The sequence below is a fragment of the Alterinioella nitratireducens genome, assembly GCF_013155465.1.
Lineage (GTDB): Bacteria > Pseudomonadota > Alphaproteobacteria > Rhodobacterales > Rhodobacteraceae > Alterinioella > Alterinioella nitratireducens.
The window spans coordinates 80,975-102,961 of the sequence record NZ_JABJVX010000006.1 but is presented as its reverse complement, the minus strand read 5'-3'; the positions used below and the strand labels follow the sequence as shown (position 1 = coordinate 102,961).

General features: G+C 66.4%; 20 protein-coding genes and 2 pseudogenes. 10 read left to right on the top strand and 12 right to left on the bottom strand.

From position 1 onward, the window contains the following. Positions 1-179: 179 nt before the first annotated feature. Positions 180-1,355, top strand: a complete 1,176-nt coding sequence (locus tag HNS34_RS11580) for an acetyl-CoA C-acetyltransferase (RefSeq protein ID WP_172320231.1) — start codon at positions 180-182, stop codon at positions 1,353-1,355. 152 nt (positions 1,356-1,507) lie between these two features. Continuing rightward, a complete protein-coding gene (gene phbB / locus HNS34_RS11575) occupies positions 1,508-2,230 on the top strand; it encodes an acetoacetyl-CoA reductase (protein ID WP_172320230.1) in 723 nt (240 codons plus the stop codon). Between the two features lie 98 nt (positions 2,231-2,328). Here the strand turns inward: phbB and HNS34_RS11570 are convergent, their stop codons facing one another. The 3 genes from HNS34_RS11570 to HNS34_RS11560 form a co-directional block, all read right to left on the bottom strand. Beyond that, entirely contained in the window at positions 2,329-2,493 is a 165-nt protein-coding gene (locus tag HNS34_RS11570; protein WP_172320229.1) for a YdcH family protein, read from the bottom strand. A gap of 113 nt (positions 2,494-2,606) precedes the next feature. After that, positions 2,607-3,371, bottom strand: coding sequence for a tRNA1(Val) (adenine(37)-N6)-methyltransferase (locus tag HNS34_RS11565; RefSeq protein ID WP_172320228.1), 765 nt, complete (start codon positions 3,369-3,371; stop codon positions 2,607-2,609). Then, on the bottom strand, positions 3,346-3,564 hold the full coding sequence (locus HNS34_RS11560) for a putative signal transducing protein (RefSeq protein WP_172320227.1): 219 nt from the start codon (positions 3,562-3,564) through the stop codon (positions 3,346-3,348). The genes HNS34_RS11565 and HNS34_RS11560 overlap by 26 nt, the downstream gene beginning before the upstream one ends. A gap of 54 nt (positions 3,565-3,618) precedes the next feature. On the opposite strand from HNS34_RS11560, the gene HNS34_RS11555 reads away from it, so the two are divergent. Continuing rightward, the gene (locus HNS34_RS11555) at positions 3,619-4,620 is read left to right on the top strand and encodes a polyprenyl synthetase family protein (RefSeq protein WP_172320226.1); all 1,002 of its coding nucleotides are present in this window, start codon (positions 3,619-3,621) and stop codon (positions 4,618-4,620) included. Here HNS34_RS11555 and HNS34_RS11550 read toward each other — a convergent pair. From HNS34_RS11550 to HNS34_RS11540, 4 genes and pseudogenes are all read right to left on the bottom strand, one after another. Continuing rightward, complete coding sequence (locus HNS34_RS11550) at positions 4,613-5,440, bottom strand: 4-(cytidine 5'-diphospho)-2-C-methyl-D-erythritol kinase (RefSeq protein WP_172320225.1); 828 nt, start codon at positions 5,438-5,440, stop codon at positions 4,613-4,615. The genes HNS34_RS11555 and HNS34_RS11550 overlap by 8 nt on opposite strands. Further along, positions 5,437-5,916 (bottom strand): annotated as a pseudogene (locus HNS34_RS21095) (tetratricopeptide repeat protein); the annotation flags it as partial. The gene HNS34_RS11550 and the pseudogene HNS34_RS21095, both read right to left, overlap by 4 nt. A 51-nt stretch (positions 5,917-5,967) precedes the next feature. Beyond that, a pseudogene (locus HNS34_RS21090) lies at positions 5,968-6,354 on the bottom strand (tetratricopeptide repeat protein); the annotation flags it as partial. A 915-nt stretch (positions 6,355-7,269) separates the two neighbouring features. After that, positions 7,270-8,907 carry an electron transfer flavoprotein-ubiquinone oxidoreductase gene (locus HNS34_RS11540; protein ID WP_172320223.1) on the bottom strand — a complete coding sequence of 546 codons (1,638 nt, stop codon included), beginning with the start codon at positions 8,905-8,907 and terminating at the stop codon, positions 7,270-7,272. Between the two features lie 177 nt (positions 8,908-9,084). Between HNS34_RS11540 and HNS34_RS11535 the strand changes: the two genes are divergently transcribed. From HNS34_RS11535 to HNS34_RS11525, 3 genes are all read left to right on the top strand, one after another. Next, the gene (locus HNS34_RS11535) at positions 9,085-9,387 is read left to right on the top strand and encodes a DUF2834 domain-containing protein (protein ID WP_172320222.1); all 303 of its coding nucleotides are present in this window, start codon (positions 9,085-9,087) and stop codon (positions 9,385-9,387) included. Between the two features lie 130 nt (positions 9,388-9,517). Then, a complete protein-coding gene (gene lysA / locus HNS34_RS11530) occupies positions 9,518-10,783 on the top strand; it encodes a diaminopimelate decarboxylase (RefSeq protein ID WP_172320221.1) in 1,266 nt (421 codons plus the stop codon). A gap of 40 nt (positions 10,784-10,823) precedes the next feature. Further along, positions 10,824-13,352 carry a DUF4175 domain-containing protein gene (locus tag HNS34_RS11525; RefSeq protein WP_172320220.1) on the top strand — a complete coding sequence of 843 codons (2,529 nt, stop codon included), beginning with the start codon at positions 10,824-10,826 and terminating at the stop codon, positions 13,350-13,352. 36 nt (positions 13,353-13,388) lie between these two features. Here the strand turns inward: HNS34_RS11525 and HNS34_RS11520 are convergent, their stop codons facing one another. Beyond that, entirely contained in the window at positions 13,389-14,171 is a 783-nt protein-coding gene (locus HNS34_RS11520) for a zinc-ribbon domain-containing protein (RefSeq protein WP_172320219.1), read from the bottom strand. A gap of 166 nt (positions 14,172-14,337) precedes the next feature. Here HNS34_RS11520 and HNS34_RS11515 point away from each other — a divergent pair, with 166 nt between their 5' ends. From HNS34_RS11515 to HNS34_RS11500, 4 genes are read left to right on the top strand one after another with little or no spacing between them, the layout of a single operon-like run. After that, positions 14,338-15,015: a cell division ATP-binding protein FtsE gene (locus HNS34_RS11515; protein ID WP_172320218.1), complete on the top strand. Its 678-nt coding sequence runs from the start codon at positions 14,338-14,340 to the stop codon at positions 15,013-15,015. After that, on the top strand, positions 15,012-15,914 hold the full coding sequence (locus HNS34_RS11510) for a cell division protein FtsX (RefSeq protein WP_172320217.1): 903 nt from the start codon (positions 15,012-15,014) through the stop codon (positions 15,912-15,914). The genes HNS34_RS11515 and HNS34_RS11510 overlap by 4 nt, the downstream gene beginning before the upstream one ends. After that, positions 15,914-16,636: a lysophospholipid acyltransferase family protein gene (locus tag HNS34_RS11505; protein ID WP_172320216.1), complete on the top strand. Its 723-nt coding sequence runs from the start codon at positions 15,914-15,916 to the stop codon at positions 16,634-16,636. The genes HNS34_RS11510 and HNS34_RS11505 overlap by 1 nt, the downstream gene beginning before the upstream one ends. Continuing rightward, a complete protein-coding gene (locus HNS34_RS11500) occupies positions 16,637-17,236 on the top strand; it encodes a pyridoxamine 5'-phosphate oxidase family protein (protein ID WP_172320215.1) in 600 nt (199 codons plus the stop codon). It begins immediately after the preceding gene. A gap of 3 nt (positions 17,237-17,239) precedes the next feature. On the opposite strand, the gene HNS34_RS11495 is transcribed toward HNS34_RS11500, so the two are convergent. The 4 genes from HNS34_RS11495 to HNS34_RS11480 form a co-directional block, all read right to left on the bottom strand. After that, entirely contained in the window at positions 17,240-18,202 is a 963-nt protein-coding gene (locus tag HNS34_RS11495; RefSeq protein WP_172320214.1) for an acetyl-CoA carboxylase carboxyltransferase subunit alpha, read from the bottom strand. 137 nt (positions 18,203-18,339) lie between these two features. Then, a complete protein-coding gene (locus tag HNS34_RS11490) occupies positions 18,340-19,500 on the bottom strand; it encodes a LytS/YhcK type 5TM receptor domain-containing protein (protein WP_172320213.1) in 1,161 nt (386 codons plus the stop codon). Positions 19,501-19,579: 79 nt separating this feature from the next. Continuing rightward, entirely contained in the window at positions 19,580-20,545 is a 966-nt protein-coding gene (locus HNS34_RS11485) for an L-malyl-CoA/beta-methylmalyl-CoA lyase (protein WP_172320212.1), read from the bottom strand. A gap of 199 nt (positions 20,546-20,744) precedes the next feature. Further along, entirely contained in the window at positions 20,745-21,917 is a 1,173-nt protein-coding gene (locus HNS34_RS11480) for a MalY/PatB family protein (protein WP_172320211.1), read from the bottom strand. Between the last annotated feature and the right edge of the window lie 70 nt (positions 21,918-21,987).

The window sequence follows — 21,987 nt, the reverse complement described above, 5'->3', positions numbered from 1 at the left end:
ATCCGCCGCCCGTCAGTGACCCCATCCCCATTATCGGTTGAGACCGCCCCGCTTCTGAGACACCGTGTCAGTTGAGAAGCCTTCCCCGACGTCCTATGACGGTCGGGACAACTTGTTTACGCTGCTCCGACAGGCCCCGCGCCGCATGGACAGCACCGACCAACCGAAAAGGATCTGACATGACGAATGTCGTTATCGCCTCTGCCGCCCGCACCGCCGTGGGAAGTTTCCTCGGCGCCTTCGCAAACACCCCCGCCCATGATCTGGGCACCACCGTCCTCAACGCGCTGGTGGAGCGTGCGGGCGTCGATAAATCCGAGGTCTCCGAGACCATCCTGGGCCAGGTCCTGACCGCCGCGCAGGGCCAGAACCCCGCCCGCCAGGCCCATATCAACGCCGGTTTCCCCAAGGAATCCGCCGCCTGGGGCATCAACCAGGTCTGCGGGTCCGGCCTGCGGGCCGTGGCGCTCGGTGCGCAGCACATCATGTTGGGCGATGCCTCGATCATCGCCGCGGGCGGGCAGGAGAACATGTCGATGTCGCCCCATGCGGCCCCGCTGCGCCAGGGTCAGAAGATGGGCGACATGAAATATATCGACACCATGATCAAGGACGGCCTGTGGGACGCGTTCAACGGCTATCACATGGGTCAAACCGCCGAGAACGTCGCCGAGAAGTGGCAGATTTCCCGCGACCAGCAGGACGAATTCGCCGTCGCCTCCCAGAACAAGGCCGAAGCCGCCCAGAAGGCAGGCAAGTTCCAGGATGAGATCGTCCCCTTCACCATCAAGGGCCGCAAGGGCGATGTCACCGTCGATAGCGACGAATACATCCGCCACGGCGCCACGATGGAGGCGATGCAGAAACTGCGCCCCGCCTTCACCAAGGACGGCTCGGTCACCGCCGCCAACGCCTCGGGCCTGAACGACGGTGCCGCTGGCGTCCTGTTGATGAGCGCCGATGAGGCCGAGAAGCGGGGGATCAACCCGCTGGCGCGCATCGCCTCCTATGCCACCGCCGGTCTGGACCCGTCGATCATGGGCGTCGGCCCGATCTATGCCAGCCGCAAGGCGCTGGAAAAGGCCGGTTGGTCGGTCGACGATCTGGACCTCGTCGAGGCCAATGAGGCCTTCGCCGCGCAGGCCTGCGCCGTGAACAAGGACATGGGATGGGATCCGTCCATCGTGAACGTCAATGGCGGCGCGATAGCCATCGGGCACCCGATCGGGGCCTCGGGCGCGCGCGTCCTCAACACGTTGCTGTTCGAAATGCAGCGCCGCGACGCCAAGAAGGGCCTCGCCACGCTGTGCATCGGCGGCGGCATGGGTGTCGCGCTCTGCGTCGAACGCCCGTAACATATCGGCAAGTTCCGCGCCGGGGTGCAGATACGCCCCCCGGCACCGGCTTCACCGAGATTTTGGCATTGCGGCGCGGTAACTTTGTTGCGCTCGGATTGCTCGTCGCGTAACAGAGTTACTGGACCAACAGGGATGAATGGAGAAATTTCATGGCAAGAGTAGCACTCGTCACAGGCGGCAGCCGCGGTATCGGCGAAGCCATTTCCAAGAAACTTCAGGCCGAGGGCTATACCGTCGCCGCGACCTATGCCGGCAATGACGAGGCCGCCAGGAAGTTCACCGATGAAACCGGTATCAAGACCTACAAGTGGAATGTCGCCGATTACGACAGCTCAAAGGCGGGCATCGAACAGGTCGAGGCCGATCTCGGCCCGATCGAGATCGTCGTCGCCAATGCGGGCATCACCCGCGATGCGCCGTTTCACAAGATGTCGCCGGAGCAGTGGAAAGAGGTGATCGACACCAACCTGACCGGTGTCTTCAACACCATCCATCCGGTCTGGCCCGGAATGCGCGAACGCAAGTTCGGGCGCGTGGTCGTGATCTCTTCGGTCAACGGCCAGAAGGGGCAGTTCGCGCAGGTCAACTATGCCGCGACAAAGGCGGGCGATATCGGCATCGTGCGCAGTCTGGCGCAGGAAGGCGCGCGCGCGGGCATCACGGCCAACGTGGTGGCCCCCGGCTATATCGCGACCGAAATGGTCATGGCGGTGCCGGAAAAGGTGCGCGAATCCATCATCGGCCAGATCCCCGCGGGTCGGCTCGGCGAACCGGAAGAGATCGCGCGCTGCGTGGCCTTCCTGGTCTCGGACGAGGCCGGGTTCGTCAATGGCTCGACCATCTCGGCCAACGGGGCGCAGTTCTTCAGCTGATCGACCATCGCCGATCAAGAAAATTCGGCCGGGCGATCACATCGCTCGGCCGTTTTTGCGTTTCAGTGTCTTTGGTTATCGGCCATCAAGGCACGTCCTCAGCTGTCGAGTCGCGTGATTTCTTCCTTCAGCCGGAGCTTCTGTTTCTTGAGGTTCTGGATCTTGATGTCGTCCGTTCCCGGACTGCGTTGCGCTTCCTCGACCTGTTTCGAGAGGGTCTCATGTTTCTTCTTCAGTTCCTGAAGATGAGCACCTACGGACATTCAATTCTCCTCTCTGTTTGTGAAACTTGGGGCCCCACCAGCGAAGCACAGCTTGGCGCTTCTGTCACGCATTAGCTTCATAGAACTGTCACAAACCGGCAATCCTGTGCCGGTCAGGACCAGGTCAGGGGGGCGGCGTCGCGCAGGATCGCGCGGGCGATGGCGCTGTGATCGTCCCCGTCCGAGACATGCGCCGCGCCCTCATGCAGGACCAGCGGGGCCAGCAGCGTGGCGGGGGTGCGGGCGTCCTTGCGGGCCCGGATCAGGACGCGGTTCGCGGGCCGGTTCCGGCGCGGCGCAAGGGGGCGGATGGCGATGGCCCCGAAGCCGTGAGCAAGTGCCGCCAGGGTCTCCGGCAGCCGGTCCGCCGCATGGATCAGCGTCAGCCAGCCCCTGGGCCGCAACCTGCGCCGCGCAACCGCGATCCAGTCGGCCAGCGCGGTCTCCTCGCGCAGCGCGGCCTCGCGCCCCGGATCGCGTGCCCCGGTGCCGCCACCGGATGCGTAATAGGGCGGGTTGGCGATGACGTGGTCGAATGTCAGCTGGCGCAGATCGGCGGGCAGGTCGGTCAGGTCGGCGGTCACCACCTGCATCGCATCGCCCGCATTGCGCCGGGCCAGGTCGGCATAGTCTGCCTGCCGCTCCACCCCCGTCAGCCTCAGCCCCGGCACCCGCGCGGCAAGGCAGAGCGAGGCGACCCCGACGCCACAGCCAAGCTCCAGCACGCTGTCCCCGGCCCGCGCCTCGATGCTGGCCGCCAGCAGCACCGGGTCCATCGCGGCGCGATACCCGTGCCTGGGTTGCCACGCCATGACCCGCCCGCCCAGGAAGGCGTCCCGCGTCAGGTCGTCCTCAGTCACGGCCAAAGGGGATGTCATTGTCCAGAAGCACGCGCTCGGCGGCGGCGTGATCCTCGGCCCGCACCATCATCCGGCGCGGCAAAATGCCGATGGAGCCTTCCAGCACGCTCATATGGACGTCCAACACGAAGACCTCTATATCCTCGCCCGACAGGAGCGCCGTGGCAAAGGCAATCAAGGTCGGGTCCGTGCTGCGCATAAGCTCTTTCATGGAAAGGCAGATAGGCGGAACGGCCCCGCTTGTCGAGAGAAGGATGAACGGGACATGAGCTTGGCGGATGCTGCAACCCGGCCCCATGACCGGCTGAGGGACTACCTGGCCGAGGATATGGAGGCGGTGAATGCGCTGATCCGCACGCGCATGGCCTCGGAGCACGCGCCGCGCATTCCCGAAGTGACCGCCCATCTGGTCGAGGCGGGCGGCAAGCGCATCCGCCCGATGATGACGCTGGCCGCCGCGCGCATCTGCGGCTACACAGGCGAGGATCACCGCAAGCTGGCCGCGACGGTCGAGTTCATCCACACCGCGACGCTTCTGCATGACGACGTGGTCGATGAAAGCGGCCAGCGGCGCGGGCGGCCGACGGCGAACCTGCTATGGGACAACAAGTCCAGCGTGCTGGTCGGCGACTACCTGTTTGCGCGCTCGTTCCAGTTGATGGTCGAAACCGGGTCGCTGCGGGTGCTGGATATCCTCGCCAATGCCTCGGCCACGATTGCCGAGGGCGAGGTGCTGCAATTGACGGCGGCGCAGAACCTCGGCACCACCGAGGCGGTCTATGCCCAGGTGATCCGGGGCAAGACGGCGGCGCTGTTCGAGGCGGCAACGCAAGTGGGCGGCGTCATCGCGGGCGCGCCCGAGGCGCAGGTCACGGCGCTGGCGCGCTATGGCGATGCGCTTGGCATGAGCTTTCAGATTGTCGATGACCTGCTGGATTACGGTGGCGCATCGGGGGCTATGGGCAAGAATACCGGCGACGATTTCCGCGAACGCAAGCTGACCCTGCCGGTGATCAAGGCGGTGGCGAAGGCGGGCGCGGAGGAACGTGCCTTCTGGTCCCGCGTGATCGAGAAGGGCGACCAGCGCGCGGGCGATCTGGAACAGGCCCTGCGGTTGATGCAGTCCCATGGCACGTTGGAAGAAACCCGCGATGAGGCGCTGCGCCATGCCAATGATGCCAAGGCCGCGCTGGCGCAGGTGCCGGAACATCCCTTGTGCGACATGCTGTCGGAACTGGCGGATTTCGTGGTGGCGCGGGTCAGCTGAGGATCGGCGCGGAGCGAACCCACCAACCAGGGTTTTGCGCCGCGATACGACCGGCGGTGGCATCGGCCTGTGCCTGTGTTTCGCACAGCCCGAAACAGGTGGCGCCCGAGCCGCTCATCCGCGCCAGGGGCACGTCTTCGCCTGTCAGCGCGTCCAGCGCCTGACCGATCGCGGGCGCAAATGCGCGGGCGGGCGACTCCAGATCGTTGCGTTGCCGGGCCAGCCACGTGACAAACCCGGTGAAACCCTGCCAATCCGGTGCTTCCAATGGCGCGTTCTCCTTGCGCGCCAATCCGGCAAAGACCGGCCCCGTGGGCACCGCAACGCGCGGGTTGACCAGGACCGCGTGACATGCGGGCAGGGCGGGGGCGGGGGTCAGGCGTTCACCGATGCCGGACATGATCTGCGGCGCCGGGGACAGGCAGACCGGCACATCGGCCCCGAGAGAGAGGAGCGCCTCCGGCGCAGGCAATGGCAGGCCCCAGAGTCGCGACAGGCCGCGCAGGGCCGCCGCGGCGTCCGCCGACCCGCCGCCAATCCCCGCCGCATGGGGCAGGTGTTTCTCCAGCGTGATCCGCGCGCCCTTGTCCGGTCCGAACAGTCCCGCCGCCCGCAGGATCAGGTTCGCCGCCCCCGTCGGCACGCCCTTGGCCATCGGGCCGGTCACCTCCAGCGTCAGCCTCTGCGCCGGTTCAAACCGCAACACATCCCCGCAATCGGCAAACACCACCAGCGAGTCGAGCAGGTGATACCCGTCCGTCCGCAGGCCGGTCACATGCAGCGCCAGGTTGATCTTGGCGGGCGCCCTTTCGACGATCACTGGCCGCCGCTCTCCTCTTCCTCGGCCAGCACGGCGTCGAGCCCCACATCCAGCTTGCGGCGGATGCGGGCGGCCTCGGCGGGTTCCGGACCGAACGAGAGGGCGCGGCTCCACTGGAACCGTGCTTCGCGCTCGCGCCCGACCATCCAGTAGACATCGCCGAGATGGTCGTTGACGATGGAATCGTTGGGCAGAAGCTCCACCGCGCGTTCCATCGGGTCCACGGCCTCCTCGTAACGGCCAAGCCGGTAGAATACCCAGCCGAGCGAATCGACGATATAGCCGCTGGTCGGCCGGGCCGTTACGGCGCGTTCGATCATGTCCAGCGCCTCGTCAAGGTTGCGGCGCTGTTCCACAAGGGAATAGCCGAGGTAATTCAGCACGTTGGGTTGACCGGGCGACAGCTCAAGCGCGGCGCGGAAATCGGCCTCGGCCTCTTCCCATTGCTCCAGGTTGTCATAGCTGATGCCGCGCGCGTAGTAGAGGAACCAGGTCCGTTCGCGGCTGCGATCGACAAGGTCCAGCGCGTCGGAATAGGCGGTGACGGCCCCTGCGTAGCGTTCGAGACGCCGCAGCACATCGCCAAGCGCGGTGTGGACCGAGGCAATCGCGGGGTAGTCGCGCACCAGCGCGCTCAAGACCTCGACGGCGGCATCGGTGCGGTCCATCTGGAACAGCGCCTCGGAGCGGCCCAGTTCGGCATCGACGAAAAGCGGGTTCTCGCGCGGGACCTGGGCGTAGGTCTCCTCGGCCAGCACGTATTGCCCGGTCTCGGCCAGGATATCGGCGGCCAGCAGCAGGGAATGGACATGCTCGGGGTCGATGACATGGGCCGCGCGGGCGTAGATCAGGGGCAGGGTCGTGCCCGCCTCGGTGCCGAGCGCGCGGGAGAGGTTGAACAGAACCTCGGCCATCCCCTCCTGCGGGGTGGTGATGAAATCATAGGGCCGGGTCGGGTTCTCGGCGATGGATGCGCGCAGCACGACAAGGCTCTGGTCGCCATTGCGTTCAAGCGCGGTGTCCAGAAGCTCCAGCGCGTCCTCGTGCCGGTCCAGTTGCACCAGAACCTGCGCATGGGCGCGCAGGCCCCGGCTGCTGACCTGAAGCGGTCCGTATTCCTCGCCCGAGAAGATCCGATCCGCGCCCTCGAAATCGCCGACCGAGGCGCGCGCCAGGGCCAGTTGGTAGGGCACGAGGCCCGCAATCGGGCTGTTGCTTTCGATGATGCTCACGAAGGTTTCGGTGGCGCGGCTCATGTCGCCCTCGCCCAGGAACAGCCACCCGGCCAGCATCGGATCGACCAGCGGACCGGCGCCGCGCTGTTCGGCGATAGCCTCGGAGGCCCCGGCCAGGTTGCCATCGCGGATGCGGGCGATCTGCAGGATCAGGTCGGCAAACTCGCGCCCCTCCATTTCGGCGGGCAGCTCTGCCGCCAAAGCGCTGGCGCGGTTCCAGTCGCCCACGGCGGCCAGCGCCAGCATCGCATCGCCGCGCAGCACGTGATTCTCGGGATCGCCTGACAGCACCTCGAGGAAATATTCCGCCGCGACGCGGTGATCGCCCTGCAGGGCGGCATGGCGCGCGGCCAGGTAGGGACCGGCGAAGTCCAGTTGCACGGTCACCTGACCGATGGCCGGGGTGCTCAGGCCGATACCGGCGATCAAGGCCAGACGGGTGAAGATGCGCATCAAACTCTCCTGCTCAGACACAGCCGCGAGTCTAGGGGGCCGCGCGGGGCGAGGCAATGCGGGCGACGCCCCGGCAGGCCCGATTTCCGCGCTGCTGATGGGGAAGTGATGACAGGCGCCCCCGACCGGGCCGCGCGCGGGTCACATATTGGGATAGTTCGGCCCGTCGCCCCCCTGCGGCGTGACCCAGTTGATGTTCTGGCTCGGATCCTTGATGTCGCAGGTCTTGCAATGCACGCAGTTCTGGAAGTTGATGACGAAATTGCCGTCCACGACCTCATAGACCCCCGCCGGGCAGTAACGCTGCGCCGGTTCGGCGTATTTCGGCAGGTTGACCTCGATCGGCACCGACGGATCCTTGAGGGTCAGGTGGCAGGGCTGGCTCTCCTCGTGATTGGTCATCGAGAACGAGACATTGGTCAGCCGGTCGAAGCTGATCTTGCCATCGGGGCGCGGGTAGTCGATGGGCTGGTGCTTGTCGGCCAGTTCGGTGGCCTCGGCATCCGTCTTGCCGTGTTTCATGGTGCCGAAGATCGACAGGCCAAGCAGGTTGTTGGTCCACATGTCGAAGCCGCCAAGGATCAGCGACGGCGTCAGCCCCCATTTCGACCACATCGGCTTGACGTTGCGCACCTTTTTCAGGTCCTTGCCGATGGCGCCCTGGCGCACCTCGGTCTCGTAGCTGGTCAGCTCATCCGACGACCGGCCCGCGCTGATCGCCTCAAAGGCCGCTTCCGCCGCCGCCTTGCCCGACAGCATCGCGTTGTGGTTGCCCTTGATGCGCGGCACGTTGACCATGCCGACGGAACAGCCAAGCAGCGCGCCGCCCGGGAACACCATTTTCGGCATTGACTGATAGCCGCCCTCGGTGATCGCCCGCGCGCCGTAAGCCACGCGTTTGCCGCCCTCCAGCAGCTCCGCCACCATCGGGTGATGCTTGAAGCGCTGGAATTCCATGTAGGGGTAGAGATGCGGGTTCCGGTAGTTCAGGTGAACGACGAATCCGACATAGACCTGGTTGTTGTCGAGATGGTAGATGAACGACCCGCCGCCCGCGTTCTTGCCAAGCGGCCAGCCCATCGTGTGGGTGACGCGCCCCTCGCGGTGCTTGTCGGGGTCGATCTCCCAGATTTCCTTCATGCCGAGGCCGAATTTCTGCGGCTCATGGCCCGAGGACAGGTCGTATCTGGCGATCAGCTCCTTGGCCAGCGATCCGCGCACGCCCTCGGAGATGAAGACGTATTTGCCATGCAGCTCCATCCCCGGCTCATAGGCGTCCGACGGTGTGCCATCGGGGTTCTTGCCGAACTCGCCCGCGACAACGCCCTTCACTTCGCCATTGTCCCCATAGATCAGCTCGGAACAGGCCATGCCGGGGAAGACCTCGACGCCCAGTTCCTCGGCCTGTTCGGCCATCCAGCGGCAAACATTGCCCATCGAGACGATGTAATTGCCGTGGTTCGACATCAGCGGCGGCATCGGCCAGTTCGGCACCCGGATCCTGCCCGCCTCGCCCAGGACATAGAACTGATCCTCGCGCACCGGCACGGTGATCGGGGCGCCACGCTCGCGCCAGTCGGGGATCAGCGCGTCCAATCCGCAAGGGTCCAGCACCGCGCCCGACAGGATATGCGCGCCGACCTCCGAGCCCTTTTCCAGCACCACGACCTGCAAATCGGCATCGAGCTGCTTCAACCGGATCGCGGCAGACAGGCCCGCAGGCCCCGCGCCGACGATCACAACGTCATATTCCATTGATTCGCGTGTCGTCTCGGACATCCTGCGTTCCCCCTGGCTCGACGTGGCCCTGCCCGCCGGTATCGCTGAAAAAAAGGTTCGGGAAGGCGTAGCGCGCCGTGCGGGACAGGTCAATCACGGGCGCAGCGTCACATTGCCGGATCGGCGGTCCGGGCTAGGTTGTTTCGCAACGTCATGTCCCCTGCGGAGGTCTGCCCGATGCGCCTGATCTACCTGGCCCTTGCCCTTATCGGCACGATCTGGCCGATGTATTACTTCGTCAGTTGGTTTCGCGAAAACGGCTGGTCACTGTCCGGCATGGTCGAGGCCTGGCACGCCAATGCCGCCACCAGCGGGCTGGTCTGGGATCTGACCATCGCCGCCGCGGCGCTGACGATCTGGGTGCTGGTCGAGGCCCTGCGGCAGCGCCACTACTGGTCGCTTGTCGCCATTCCCGCCACCTTCTTCATCGGGGTCAGTTGCGGCTTGCCGCTCTACCTGGCCATTCGGCGCCCGGGGTGATCGGGGCGGGGTTTGCGCGGCGTCGACGCCGCGCGTGCGCGACCGGTCGACCGGCCGCATACCCTCTCTATGATTCCGCCTCGCCAGATGCTACCTGCGCGACGCGCATCCCCGAAAGAGCCCAAGCCCCATGGACCATTTCCTTTATCGCAACGGCCACCTGCACGCCGAAGACGTCGCCATCGCGGAGATCGCCGAGGCCGTCGGCACGCCCTTCTACGTCTATTCCACCGCCACGCTGGAACGGCACTACCGCCTCTTCAAGGACGCGCTGGAGGGGATCGACAACACCGTCTGCTACGCGATGAAGGCCAATTCCAACCAGGCCGTGCTCACGCTGCTGGCCGGGCTTGGCGCGGGCATGGATGTGGTTTCGGGCGGCGAATATGCCCGCGCGATCGCCGCCGGATGCCCGCCGGAAAAGATCGTCTTTTCAGGGGTCGGCAAGACGCGGGCCGAGATGGAGATGGCGCTGAGGGGCGGCGTGCGCCAGTTCAATGTCGAGAGCGAGCCGGAGATGCGGGCCCTTTCGCAGGTGGCCAGCGATTTGGGCGTGACCGCGCCCATCACCATCCGCGTGAATCCCGATGTGGACGCCCGCACGCATGAAAAGATCGCCACCGGCAAATCCGAGAACAAATTCGGCATCCCCATCGCCCGCGCGGTCGAGGTCTATGCCGAGGCCGCCCGCCTGCCGGGGCTGGAGGTGGTCGGCATCGACGTGCATATCGGCAGCCAGTTGGTAGAGCTGGAGCCGTTCGAGCAGGCTTACCGCAAGGTCGCGGACCTCACCCGCACCCTGCGTGCCGAAGGCCATGATATTCGCCGCCTCGACCTTGGTGGCGGGCTTGGCATTCCCTATGCGCGGTCGAACTCGGCCCCGCCCCTGCCCACCGAATACGGCGCGCTGATCAAGGCTTGCGTCGGTGATCTTGACGTCGAGGTCGAGATCGAGCCGGGACGCCTCATCGCGGGCAATGCGGGGCTCCTGGTGACGCAGGTGATCTATGTGAAGGAGGGCGAGGGGCGCGATTTCCTGATCCTGGACGCGGCGATGAACGACCTCATCCGCCCCGCCATGTATGGCGCCTATCACGATATCGACCCTGTGGTCGAAACTAGCCCCGGCACCGATCAGCGGCCCTATGACATCGTCGGCCCGGTCTGCGAAAGCGGCGACACTTTCGCCAGGGCGAGGGATATGCCGCCCCTTGCGGCGGGCGACCTCGTGGCCTTCCGCTCGGCGGGGGCTTACGGCGCCGTGATGGCCTCGGAATACAACACGAGGCCGCTGATCCCCGAGATTTTGGTCAAAGACGATCAATTCGCCGTCATTCGGGCCCGCCCGACATTTGACGAGATGATAAACCGCGATATTCTGCCAAAGTGGCTATGAACCCACCCCGCCTCTCGCAGGGCGCAACCCGAAAGGTCGCATGACCGACACACATCCCACCAAGCGCGCCGCGTTGGATCGGCTGGTCTGGCCGCTGCGCCTGACCCGCACCGGCATGATCGCCGAGCGATTCGTGCGCGCCTATTGGCCGATCTGGACGATCCTGATCGCCGGTTTGGCGGGGGTTGCCTTCGGTCTGGCCGAGGCTCTCGCGCAGCAGGTTCTGTGGGCTCTGCTGGCGGTCATCGTCCTGGCGCTCCTTTGGGCCTGTGTCTCGGGCTACCGCCGCTTTCGGATGCCGACGCGGGCCGAGGCGCTGGAACGGCTGGACGCGACCCTGCCGGGACGGCCCATTTCGGCGCTGATCGACCATCCCGCGATCGGCGCGGGCGACCCCCAGGCGATGACCGTGTGGGAGGTTCATATCGCCCGCATGGCCGCACGCACGAGTTCGGCCCGCGCGCCGCTGCCGGACCTGCGTGTCAATGACCGTGACCCCTACGGCCTGCGCTTCCTTGCCATTACCGCCTTCGCCATGGCGCTCTTGTTCGGCACGATCTGGAAGGTGGCCGAAGTGGGCGAGGCCATCGCGGGTGTTGAGACCCAGCCGACAGGCGGCCCCAGCTGGGAAGGTTGGGTCGAACCGCCGCTTTATACCGGGCTGCCGTCGCTCTACCTCAACGATATCGAAGCCGCCGCGTTCGAGGCCCCCGCAGGCTCGCGCATCACGTTGCGGCTCTATGGCGATCCCGGCCAGATCGACGTGTCGCAGTCCCTGCATCCCGGCGTGGTGCCCCCCGGCGAGGACGTGCTGTCGCGCCAGTTCACCCTGCAACAAAGCGGTGATCTCAGTATCGCGGGCGTCAATCCGCGCAGTTGGCAGATCACCATGATCGAGGACCAGCCGCCAAGCGTCACCATGGCCGAGCCGCTGTCGGGCGTGCCGCCGGGATCGGTGCAGATGACCTATGACGCGCGGGACGATTACGGCATCGCGGGTGGCCATGTCCTGATCGCGCTGGCCCCGGACCGCGCCGACCGGCGCTATGGGCTCAGCGTCGATCCCGAACCGCGCGAACCGCTGTCGCTGGAGCTGCCGCTGCCGTTTTCCGGCGACCGCGCCGAGTTTACCGAGATCCTGGTCGAGGACCTGTCGGAACATCCCTTCGCCAACCTGCCCGTGCGCCTGACCCTGACCGTCGAGGATGACGCAGGCCAGTTGGGCCAGGAGGAGATCACCGTCGACCGCCTTCCGGGCCGCCGTTTCTTTGATCCGCTGGCGAATGCGCTGGTGGAAATGCGCCGCGATCTGCTCTGGTCGCGCGAAAACGCGCCGCGCGTGGCGCAGCTTTTGCGCGCGATCACGTATCGGGGTGAAGACTTGTTCGATGACGAGAACGCCTATCGCATGGTGCGCGTGGCGATCCGGCGGCTTGAGGCGGGCGATTCCGTCTCGCTGGAGACCCGCGACCAGGTGGCCGAGATGCTCTGGGAAGTGGCGCTGGTGATCGAGGAGGGCGACCTGGCCGATGCGCTGGAACGCCTGCGCCGCGCCCAGGACCGGCTGGAGGAGGCGATGCGGCAAGGGGCGAGCGACGAGGAAATCGCCCAACTCATGCAGGAACTGCGTGAGGCGATGGATGACTACATGCAGGAACTGGCCGACAACATGGAGCCCGGAGACGGCACCGATGAGCCGGATCGCGAAGGCGAAAGCATGGAGATCAGCCGCGCCGACCTCGAAGAGATGATGGAGCGCATCGAGGAGTTGATGCAGCAGGGCCGCATGGCCGAGGCGCAGGAGCTTCTGGATGCGCTGCGCGAGATGATGGAAAACATGCAGATGTCGCAAAACGGCAGCGATCCGAACGGGCCGCAATCGCCGGGGCAGGAGGCGATGGAAGGTTTGCAGAACTCGCTCCGCGATCAGCAGGGGCTGGCCGACGAGACCTTCCGCGATCTGCAGGAACGCTTCAACCCGAACGCCCCCGCACCCGATGGTCAGACGCCAGAAGGCGGCCAGCAGGGCAATGCCGAGGGCGGCGAGGCCGATCAGGGCACGTTGGCCGAACGTCAGCGCCAGTTGCGTGAGCAACTGCGCGAGCAGGCGCAGAACCTACCCGGACGCGGCACACCGGGCGGCGAAGAGGCTTTGCGCCGTCTGGAGGAAGCCAACCGCGCCATGCGCGACGCCATCGAGGAACTGGAGCGCGGCGACCTCGCCGAGGCGCTGGACAGCCAGTCCGAGGCGATGGAGGGCCTGCGCGAGGGCATGGAAGAACTGGGCCGGGCGCTGGCCGAGATCGAGGAAGGCGAAGACCCCGGACAGGGCCAGGCCGAGGGCAACATGCAGGGCGAACGCCCGCTGGAGGATCCGCTCGGGCGGCAGGCGGGCAACAATGGCTCGATGGGCACCGATCAGAGCTACGAGGAACGCGAGGAAGCCTTCCGCCGGGCGCGCGACCTGCTGGATGAAATCCGCCGCCGCTCGGCCGATCAGACCCGGCCCGATGTGGAGCTGGAATATCTGCGCCGCCTGCTGGACCGCTTCGCCACCGGCCCGCGATAAGCGAGGAGAGCGCGTCAGCGGTCGAGGAGCAGCCGGTCAGCCTTCCCCGGCGGTGCTGCTCAGCCGCTCGGCCAGCCCCTGCATCACGTCATCCAGCCATAAGCGCGCCGCGTCCACCTGCGCGACATAGGCCGTCATCATCGGTTCGGCCTGCGGCACGGCCTCTGCGATATCGGGCGCATAGGCATAGGCGGCAACCGCCGCCGCCCCGATCAGCAGCATCAACAGCAGACCGATCCGGAACCCCCGCCTGCGGCGCGGCAATTCCTCCATCGTCTCGATATCCGAGGCGTCCTGATCCTGGGCGTTGCGATCCGTGGTCGCACGCAGGGTCGAGTTGATTTCCTCGATATCGGGCAGCAGATCGCGCCCGGACGGGGCCGCGCTGGCCGTTCCGACCGCCGTTGCCGCCCTGAGGGCTGCCAGCGTTTCGGTGTCCTCGTCCTCGTCCTCGGGGGCTGCGGGTTCCGAGGCGGGCTCGGGCGCGTCCGGGTCTTCCAGCGCCATCTCCTCTTGCGATTCCATCGCCGACGCGCCCCGGCGCAGCTGTTCCTCGCGCTCGCGCTCCTCGTTCAGGAGGTCACGGATCGCGGGGTCCAACTCGCGGCGCGTCGGGCCGTCACGCACCGGGCGGGCAGGCTCGGACGCGACAATCTCCGTCTCGCCGCTGTCCGCCTCAACCTCCTCCATCCGGGACCGGTTGCCGGGCTGGAACCACGTCGTGGCGCAGTTGGAGCATTGCACGTCGCGCCCTTCGGGCGGGACCAGGCTGTCGTCGACCTCGTAGCGGGCGCTGCAATTGGGACATGTCAGGCGCATCAAAAAAACCCCGTCTTGACCGCCACATGCACGGTCGCTCTACCTCTGGTTGGCGCGAACAGTAGCAACCGGTCCCGCCTATTCCAAGTCATTGCTTGGCAGGGCGATTGCAAGACCGTCCCGACTGAGGCATGACGGTCCCAGAAATGCGGATCGGGGGCGACGCGTGATTGACTTGGCCGAAGTTGCCTATGGCTATGGCAACACAACCTTACTGAGCGAACTGACCTTGCGGCTGGCGCCGGGGTCGTTCCACTTTCTGACCGGCCCGTCGGGGTCGGGCAAGACCACGCTTCTGAAGCTGTGCTATGCCGACCTGACCGCAAGCGCGGGCAAGGTCAGCCTCTTTGGCCAGGACACCGCGACAATGACCCGCGACCAGATCGCGCGCGCCCGCCAGCGTATGGGTGTCGTGCATCAGGATTGCGAGTTTCTGGACCATCTGCCGCTCTACGAAAACGTCGCCCTGCCGCTGACCGTCGCGGGCCGCAGCGGTGATGACGAGGCCGGCAACCTTGAGGAATTGATGGGATGGGTCGGCCTTGCAGCCCGCCGCGAGGCGCTGCCGCCGGAATTGTCGGGGGGCGAACGGCAACGCGCCGCCCTGGCCCGCGCCGTCATCACCGACCCCGAGGTTGTTCTGGCCGATGAACCCACAGGCAATGTCGATTGGGAGATGTCGCTGCGCCTGCTGCAACTGCTGGTGGAGTTGAACCGCATGGGCAAGACCATCCTCGTCGCCACGCATGACCTGGCCCTGATCCGCGCCGCCAAGACCCATGTTTCCGCGCGTGTGCTGCGCATCGCCAAGGGGCGGCTGCAACTGGCGGGGTCCGATCTATGACCCGGCTGCGGCAGATCCTGGCCCTGATCCAGGGCGACGCGCAGGCCGACCGGGTGGTGCCGCGGCGCGGCCATTCGGTGCGGCTGACCCTGTTCACCTCTGGGGCGATGGCGTTCCTCGCGGTCTTCGCGCTGGCCCTGTCGCTGGCCGCGGGCCGCTTGGCCGACCGCTGGTCCGAGGCGCTGGCGCGTTCCTCGACCATCCGCATATCGGCCCCCATGGCGGAACTCGAGCCGCAGACATGGGCGGTGCTGGAGGTGCTGGAGCAGACCCCCGGCGTCGAATCCGCCCGTGCCCTGACCGACGAGGAACAGCGCGCCTTGCTGGAGCCCTGGTTCGGCCCCGACCTGCCGCTGGAGGATCTGCCGATCCCGCGCCTCGTCGAGGTGATCGAAACGCCCGAGGGCTATGACAGCGAGGGCTTGCGCCAGCGTCTGGCCGCCGAGGCCCCCGGCGCGGTGCTGGACGATCACACCCGCTGGCGCAGGCCGCTGGTGCGCGCGGCGGGGCGGTTACGGATGCTTGGCTGGGTCTCGCTCGGGCTGATCCTGGCCTCGACCGGGGCGATGATCACGCTGGCGGCGCAATCGGCGCTGGCCTCGAACACGCGGGTGATCCGGGTGTTGCGGCTGGTCGGCGCGCGCGATGTCTATATCGCCCGCGCCTTCGTGCGGCGCTTTACCATCAGGGCCCTGTCGGGCGCGGCGCTTGGGGCGGGGCTTGGCATGATCGCCATCGCCTTCCTGCCGCGCGCCTCGGAACAGGGCGCGTTCCTCACCGGGCTCGGATTTGCGGGCTGGCACTGGCTCTGGCCTCTTGTCGTGCCGCCGCTGGCCGCCTTCACTGCCTTCTGGGCCACCCGAGCCGCCGCGTTCCGGACCCTCAGGAGGATGCCGTGATGCAATGGCTCCGCTCGCTGGTCTTCATCATCCAGATGTATCTGATGATGGCGCTGATGGCCGTGTTTTTCACGCCCTGGGCGCTGATCGACCGGCGCGGGGCCTTTGCCGCGGTCCACACCTATTGCCGGTGGGTGCGCTGGACGGCCTCCTGGATGGTGGGCCTGCGCTCCGAGATACGCGGCGAGGTGCCGACGGGCGAGGTCCTGATCGCCGCCAAGCACCAGAGTTTCTTCGACATCATCATGATCGTCTCGGTCGTGCCGCGCCCGCGCTTCATCATGAAGGCATCGCTGAAATGGGCCCCGATCCTGGGCTGGTACGCGACGCGCATCGGCTGTGTCCCCGTTGATCGCGGCAAGCGCGCCAAGGCGATCACGCAGATGGTCGAGGGCGTCAACAACAGCGCCCATGGCGGCGGGCAGCTGATCATCTACCCGCAGGGCACGCGCGTGGCACCGGGGGTCAGGACGGCCTACAAGATCGGCACCGGCATCCTCTACGAGAAGACCGGCCAGGCCTGCGTGCCTGCCGCCACCAATGTCGGCGTCTTCTGGCCGCGCCACGGCATCCTGCGCAAGCCGGGGCTGGCGGTGGTCGAGTTCCTGCCCGTGATCGAGCCGGGGCGGCGGACCGCGCAATTCATGATCGACCTTGAGGAGATGGTCGAGACGGCGTCCAATCGGCTCATGGCCGAGGCGGGGTTCGAGGGGGAGGACTAGATGGAGTATATTGACGATATCGCGACGCTGGAGGCGCTGTTCGACGATCCAGTGCCCGCCTCGCTGACCAAGGTGACGCCGGTGATCACGCCGCTCTACCGGTCCTGGATCGCGGCCTCGCGCTTCTGCATTCTCAGCACGGTCGGCCCCGAAGGCACCGATGGCAGCCCGCGCGGCGATAACGGCCCGGTGGTCCATATCGCGGATGAGCGCACGCTGTGGCTGCCCGACTGGCGCGGCAATAACCGCATCGACACGCTGCGAAACATCGTGCGCGACGGGCGGGTGTCGGTGATGTTCCTGGTGCCGGGCAGCAACAACGTGATCCGGGTCAATGGCCGGGCCCGGCTGACCACGGATGCGGGCGTCACGGGGCAGTTCGAGCAGGGCGGCAACCATCCCAAGCTGGTGATCGTGATCACGGCCGAGGAGCTCTATTACCAATGCGCCAAGGCGGTGATCCGCTCGGGGCTCTGGTCACGTGACGATGCGGAAGGTTTGCCGACAGCGGGGCAGTTCGCCAAGGAGATGGTGCCGGAATTCGACGCCGAGGGCTATGATTCCGGATACGCGGAATATGCCAGGGGGCGGCTCTGGTAGCGCCTACGCGGCCAGCCCTCTGGAGCCCATGTCGAGGTACTTCTTGCGCCGCGCGGCGATCAGGTCCGTGCCGCTTTGCCCGTCCATCTTCGACAGCAGCTTTTCCACAGCTTCGCCCACGGCGGCGATGGCGGCAGTCCTGTCGCGCTGCGCACCGCCGAGCGGTTCCTTGATGATGTGATCGACGACGCCCAGTTTTTCCAGGTCCTGCGCAGTGAGGCGCAGCGCCTCGGCGGCTTCGCGCATCTTGGCCCCGTCCTTCCACAGGATCGAGGCGCAGCCCTCGGGGCTGATCACCGAATAGATCGAATGCTCCAGCATCGCGAGGCGATCGGCGGTGGCAAAGGCCACGGCCCCGCCCGATCCGCCTTCGCCGATGATGACCGAGACCAACGGCACGCCGATCTGCAGGCATTTCTCGGTCGAGCGGGCGATGGCCTCGGACTGGCCGCGTTCCTCGGCGCCCTTGCCGGGATAGGCGCCGGGCGTGTCGACGAGCGTGATGACGGGCAGGCCGAAGCGGTCGGCAAGCTCCATCAGGCGGACGGCCTTGCGGTAGCCCTCGGGCCGGGCCATGCCGAAATTCCGTTCGATCCGGGTCTTGGTGTCATGGCCCTTCTCATGGCCGATCACCACCACGGGGCGGTCGTTGAAGCGACCGATGCCGCCCATCACGGCGTGATCGTCGGCGAAGTTCCGGTCGCCCGCCAGCGGCGTGTATTCGGTGAAGAGTGCGTTGATGTAGTCGCGGCAATGGGGCCGGTCGGGATGGCGCGCGACCTGGCATTTCCGCCACGGAGTCAGGGTGTTATAAAGCTCCTTGAGGAGGTCCGCGGCCTTCTTGTCCAGCGCCTTGGCCTCTTCCTCGACATTCATCTCGGCATTGCCGCGCGCCATGGCGCGAAGCTCCTCGGCCTTGCCTTCGATCTCGGCAAGCGGCTTTTCAAAGTCGAGGTAATTGGTCATCGCGGACGGCTCCGAAGGACGTGTCAGGGCCGGTTCTATATGGCTTTCTCCACCGCCAATTGCAATGCGATAGGTCGCATGTCGCACGACCGTGCGAACGGGGGCCTTTGGCGGCGCAGTCTCGACCGGTCCCGGCCTCAGCCGTGGATCGCGCGGGCCAGCCTTTCGGACTTGGCAAAGAGGGCGTGATGTATGCCGGACGCGCCGCGATTGGGTCGGGCCGGGGCCTGCGCGCGCGCGCTTGCGGGTCGTGGCCGGGGCAGCTTTGCCAACTGTTTCCGGATGTCGCGGCTGCCATAGCCTTCGGACAGCGTGTGAAGCTGGACCGACGCGGTCGGGCGGGCGGACTCGCCGCCCGGTAACGCGATGGCACAATTGGTAAGGCCCCGGCGCAGGGCGGTTTCGATCTCGGCCCGGTCAGTCATTTCATCGGCCAAGAGCGGGACCAGGATGTCCCCGTTGTCGGACTGGCCGAGCAATTCGCAATGCGTGATCATGGATTTCAGGCGGTGGCGCAACGCGCCCGAGACCTGTGCCAGTCCCTCAGATCCATGGAGCTGCGCCAGATCCTTGCGATTGCCGATGCCGACGATCAGGATGCCGGCAACCGGGCTGGTCCGGCCCGCCGAGGACGCAAGCGAGACTTCGCGCGCGAAGGCGGCCTGCGTCAGCAACCCGGTATCGGGATCCGTGCTGGCCGAGGCTTTCAGCCGCGTTTCACCCGCCATCAATTGCCGCTCGCGTTCCAGCAACGCGCCGACCAGCGGCACCGAGACGAGGTTGAGGGCGACGATGGGCGGAGCCGCGACGGTGAGGAACCAGATCGCGATATCGACAGGCAGCAGGACGGCGGCGACCAGGTGGCTGCACATCACGACGCCAAGGGCCATCAGGGGGCGCGCGCCCCGCACGCTGCGGTGCCGCGTCAGCCGATCCCAGGCCAGCCCGGCCCCGCCCGCGACGATCATGCCCGCAACGCCCGATATCCAGCCGACGCCGCCAATGCCGTAGCGCGTGGCCATCGCCATGACCAGGCAGACCGCCAGCCCGCGCAGGCCCAGGAACGCGCCCGCCAGCGCGATCGGCACGTTGCGCATGTCGATGATCAACCCCTCCATCGGGGTGAGCGGCGTGTGCATCTGGATGATGGTCACGGTGCCGAACAGGAATCCCAGGAGGACCGGGGCCATCGTCGGCCCGGAAAACCGCCGCCGCAGCGTGCCATAGGCCAGCGCCAGGATCGCGACCAGGGCCAGCGAACTGACGAAATCCAGCAAGATATCTATATCGTATGTCATTCCCGTCCCCTCGCTAACCCGGAGAGGACATTACCGCGCGAACCCTAACCCGGGCTTAACATCTCGGATTTTAGGCAGTTCACCCGGCGGAGGCCGCGATCAGGTCGGATTGGGCGACGATCACCTCGGCCTGCTTGATCGAGGCGATATCGACCAGCCGGCCCTTGTAAACCGTTGCACCTTCGCCGTTTTTCTTGGCGTCTTCCATCGCGGCGAGGATCTCGCGCGCCTCGGTCACGGCCTCGTCCGAGGGGGTGAAGACCTCGTTGGCCAGGGCGATCTGTTTCGGGTGAATCGCCCATTTTCCGACCATGCCGAGCGTGGCCGAACGCCGCGCCTGCGCGCGGTAGCCCTCGTCATCCGAGAAATCCCCGAAAGGGCCGTCCACGGGCAATAAACCATGGGTGCGGCAGGCGGCGACGATGGCGGTCTGGGCCCAGTGCCAGGGGTCGGCGTAATGCCGGTTTTGCCCGTGCAGCATGTAATAGTTTTCCTGCGTGCCGCCGATCCCCGTCGTCTGCATCCCCATCGAGGCGGCGAAATCGGCCGCACCAAGGCTCATGGCCTGGAGGCGGGGCGAGGCGGCCGCGATGGCCTCGACATGGGCCAGACCGGCGGCGGATTCGATGATCACTTCCAGGCTCACGGGCCTGGTCCGCGACTTGGCGCTCTCGACCGCCGTGATCAGCGCATCGACGGCATAGACATCCTCGGCGCAGCCCACCTTCGGGATCATGATCTGATCCAGCCGGTCCGAGGATCGTTCCAGCAAATCAACCACATCGCGATACCAATAGGGGGTATCGAGGCTGTTGATCCGCACCGCCAGCGTCTTGGCGCCCCAGTCGAAATCATGCGTCGCCCGGATGATGTTCTCGCGCGCCTGATCCTTGTCGGACGGCGCGACGCTGTCCTCCAGATCGAGGTTGATCACATCCGCCGCCGAGGCCGCCATCTTGGGGAAGAGCCTGGGGTTCGAGCCGGGGCCGAAAAGCTGGCAGCGGTTCGGACGGGCGGGGGGCGTGGGTTGCAGGCGGAAGGACATGAATGCGCGACCTTTGGGTAAGGATATGTCGTATCGGTTCCGTAACTGGTTAGGATATTGCGTGTCGGGGTGCAAGTGCTGCGCTGCGGCAAGGCAGGTTTCGCGGAAAATCGGCGTACACCCCCCGATGCGCCCCCTGTGCAGACGCGGCGGCGTCTCGGGGCGCCGGGGGCGCGCGCGTGGCGGGGTGAAGCCCGCCCTACTGGAGATCGGCGAAGGCGCGCTGCAGGCGTTCCACCGCCTCCTGGACGCGGGCGGTCTGGGTGGCGAAGTTGATGCGCTGGAAGCCGTCGCCGCCCGCGCCGAAACCGGGCCCCGGACTGACCGCGATCTTCGCATCATCGCGGATGCGGGCGATCACCTCGTCATGGGTCATGCCGGTGCCGGTGAAATCGACCCAGGCGAGGTAGGTGGATTGCAGCGGCATGGAACGGACGCCGGGGATCGCGTTCAACCCGTCATCCATAAGCCGCCGGTTCTTGTCCAGATGCGCCATCTGCGCATCGACCCAGGCCGCGCCTTCCGGGCCGTAGGCGGCACGGATCATCTCGACCCCCAGCATCGAGGGCGTGTAATCCAGCGTGTAGAGGCGGCGGGTCATGGCGTTGCGCAGGTCGGGGTCGGGGATGATCATGTTGCCGGTGCGCTGGCCCGCGATGTTGAAGGTCTTGGAGGGGGCGGTCAGCGTCACCGTGCGGCTCCGGAAACCGGGCGCGGCGACATCCATCGGCACGAAGGTTTCGCCCTTGTAGACGAGATCGTGATGGATTTCGTCCGAGATCAGGACCAGGTCGTTGCGCTCGGCAAATTCGGCCACGGCGCGCAGGTCTTCTGGCGTCCAGATCCGGCCCGAGGGGTTCTGCGGCGAACACCAGATCAGTATCTTTTCCTTGCCCGTCAGCCGGGCCTGGGCGTCGTCGAGGTCCAGCTCATAGCGGCCGTCCCTGAGGCGCAGCGGACATTCGGTCACGCGGCGGCTGAGCTTTTCGATCTTGTGGGCAAATTCATGATAGACGGGCGGGAAGATCGCGACGTGATCGCCGGGATCGCTCCAGACATGGATCGACAGGGCGACGGCATTGCCGAGCCCCTGGCTGGTCAGGATCCAGTCGGGATCGACCTCCCAGCCGTGGCGGGTCTTCATCCACCAGGCGATGGCGGCAAGGTAGTCGGGATGTTCCCACGAATAGCCGAACACGCCGAAATCGGCGGCCTTGCGCAGGGCGTCGCGCACACAGGGCGCGGTCGGGTAATCGGAATCGGCGGTCCACATCGACAGGCCGTCCTCGGGCGAGACGCCGAAGAGCTTTTCCATCTTGTCCCATTTGGAGGAGTTGGTGCCGCGGCGATCTATGAGCGTGTTGAAATCCATGGGGCCTTCCTGGGGCGTTACCGTTACGGGGCGGCAAGCTAGCGGATCGCGGCGCGGGTGCAAGAGGCGT

What these genes read in the sequence shown, in the direction of transcription:
- HNS34_RS11580 (WP_172320231.1), top strand. Translation starts at nt 180, where the DNA reads ATGACGAATGTCGTTATCGCCTCTGCCGCCCGCACCGCCGTGGGAAGT.
- phbB (WP_172320230.1), top strand. Translation starts at nt 1,508, where the DNA reads ATGGCAAGAGTAGCACTCGTCACAGGCGGCAGCCGCGGTATCGGCGAA.
- HNS34_RS11570 (WP_172320229.1), bottom strand. Translation starts at nt 2,493, where the DNA reads ATGTCCGTAGGTGCTCATCTTCAGGAACTGAAGAAGAAACATGAGACC.
- HNS34_RS11565 (WP_172320228.1), bottom strand. Translation starts at nt 3,371, where the DNA reads ATGACATCCCCTTTGGCCGTGACTGAGGACGACCTGACGCGGGACGCC.
- HNS34_RS11560 (WP_172320227.1), bottom strand. Translation starts at nt 3,564, where the DNA reads ATGAAAGAGCTTATGCGCAGCACGGACCCGACCTTGATTGCCTTTGCC.
- HNS34_RS11555 (WP_172320226.1), top strand. Translation starts at nt 3,619, where the DNA reads ATGAGCTTGGCGGATGCTGCAACCCGGCCCCATGACCGGCTGAGGGAC.
- HNS34_RS11540 (WP_172320223.1), bottom strand. Translation starts at nt 8,907, where the DNA reads ATGTCCGAGACGACACGCGAATCAATGGAATATGACGTTGTGATCGTC.
- HNS34_RS11535 (WP_172320222.1), top strand. Translation starts at nt 9,085, where the DNA reads ATGCGCCTGATCTACCTGGCCCTTGCCCTTATCGGCACGATCTGGCCG.
- lysA (WP_172320221.1), top strand. Translation starts at nt 9,518, where the DNA reads ATGGACCATTTCCTTTATCGCAACGGCCACCTGCACGCCGAAGACGTC.
- HNS34_RS11525 (WP_172320220.1), top strand. Translation starts at nt 10,824, where the DNA reads ATGACCGACACACATCCCACCAAGCGCGCCGCGTTGGATCGGCTGGTC.
- HNS34_RS11520 (WP_172320219.1), bottom strand. Translation starts at nt 14,171, where the DNA reads ATGCGCCTGACATGTCCCAATTGCAGCGCCCGCTACGAGGTCGACGAC.
- HNS34_RS11510 (WP_172320217.1), top strand. Translation starts at nt 15,012, where the DNA reads ATGACCCGGCTGCGGCAGATCCTGGCCCTGATCCAGGGCGACGCGCAG.
- HNS34_RS11505 (WP_172320216.1), top strand. Translation starts at nt 15,914, where the DNA reads ATGCAATGGCTCCGCTCGCTGGTCTTCATCATCCAGATGTATCTGATG.
- HNS34_RS11500 (WP_172320215.1), top strand. Translation starts at nt 16,637, where the DNA reads ATGGAGTATATTGACGATATCGCGACGCTGGAGGCGCTGTTCGACGAT.
- HNS34_RS11495 (WP_172320214.1), bottom strand. Translation starts at nt 18,202, where the DNA reads ATGACCAATTACCTCGACTTTGAAAAGCCGCTTGCCGAGATCGAAGGC.
- HNS34_RS11490 (WP_172320213.1), bottom strand. Translation starts at nt 19,500, where the DNA reads ATGACATACGATATAGATATCTTGCTGGATTTCGTCAGTTCGCTGGCC.
- HNS34_RS11485 (WP_172320212.1), bottom strand. Translation starts at nt 20,545, where the DNA reads ATGTCCTTCCGCCTGCAACCCACGCCCCCCGCCCGTCCGAACCGCTGC.
- HNS34_RS11480 (WP_172320211.1), bottom strand. Translation starts at nt 21,917, where the DNA reads ATGGATTTCAACACGCTCATAGATCGCCGCGGCACCAACTCCTCCAAA.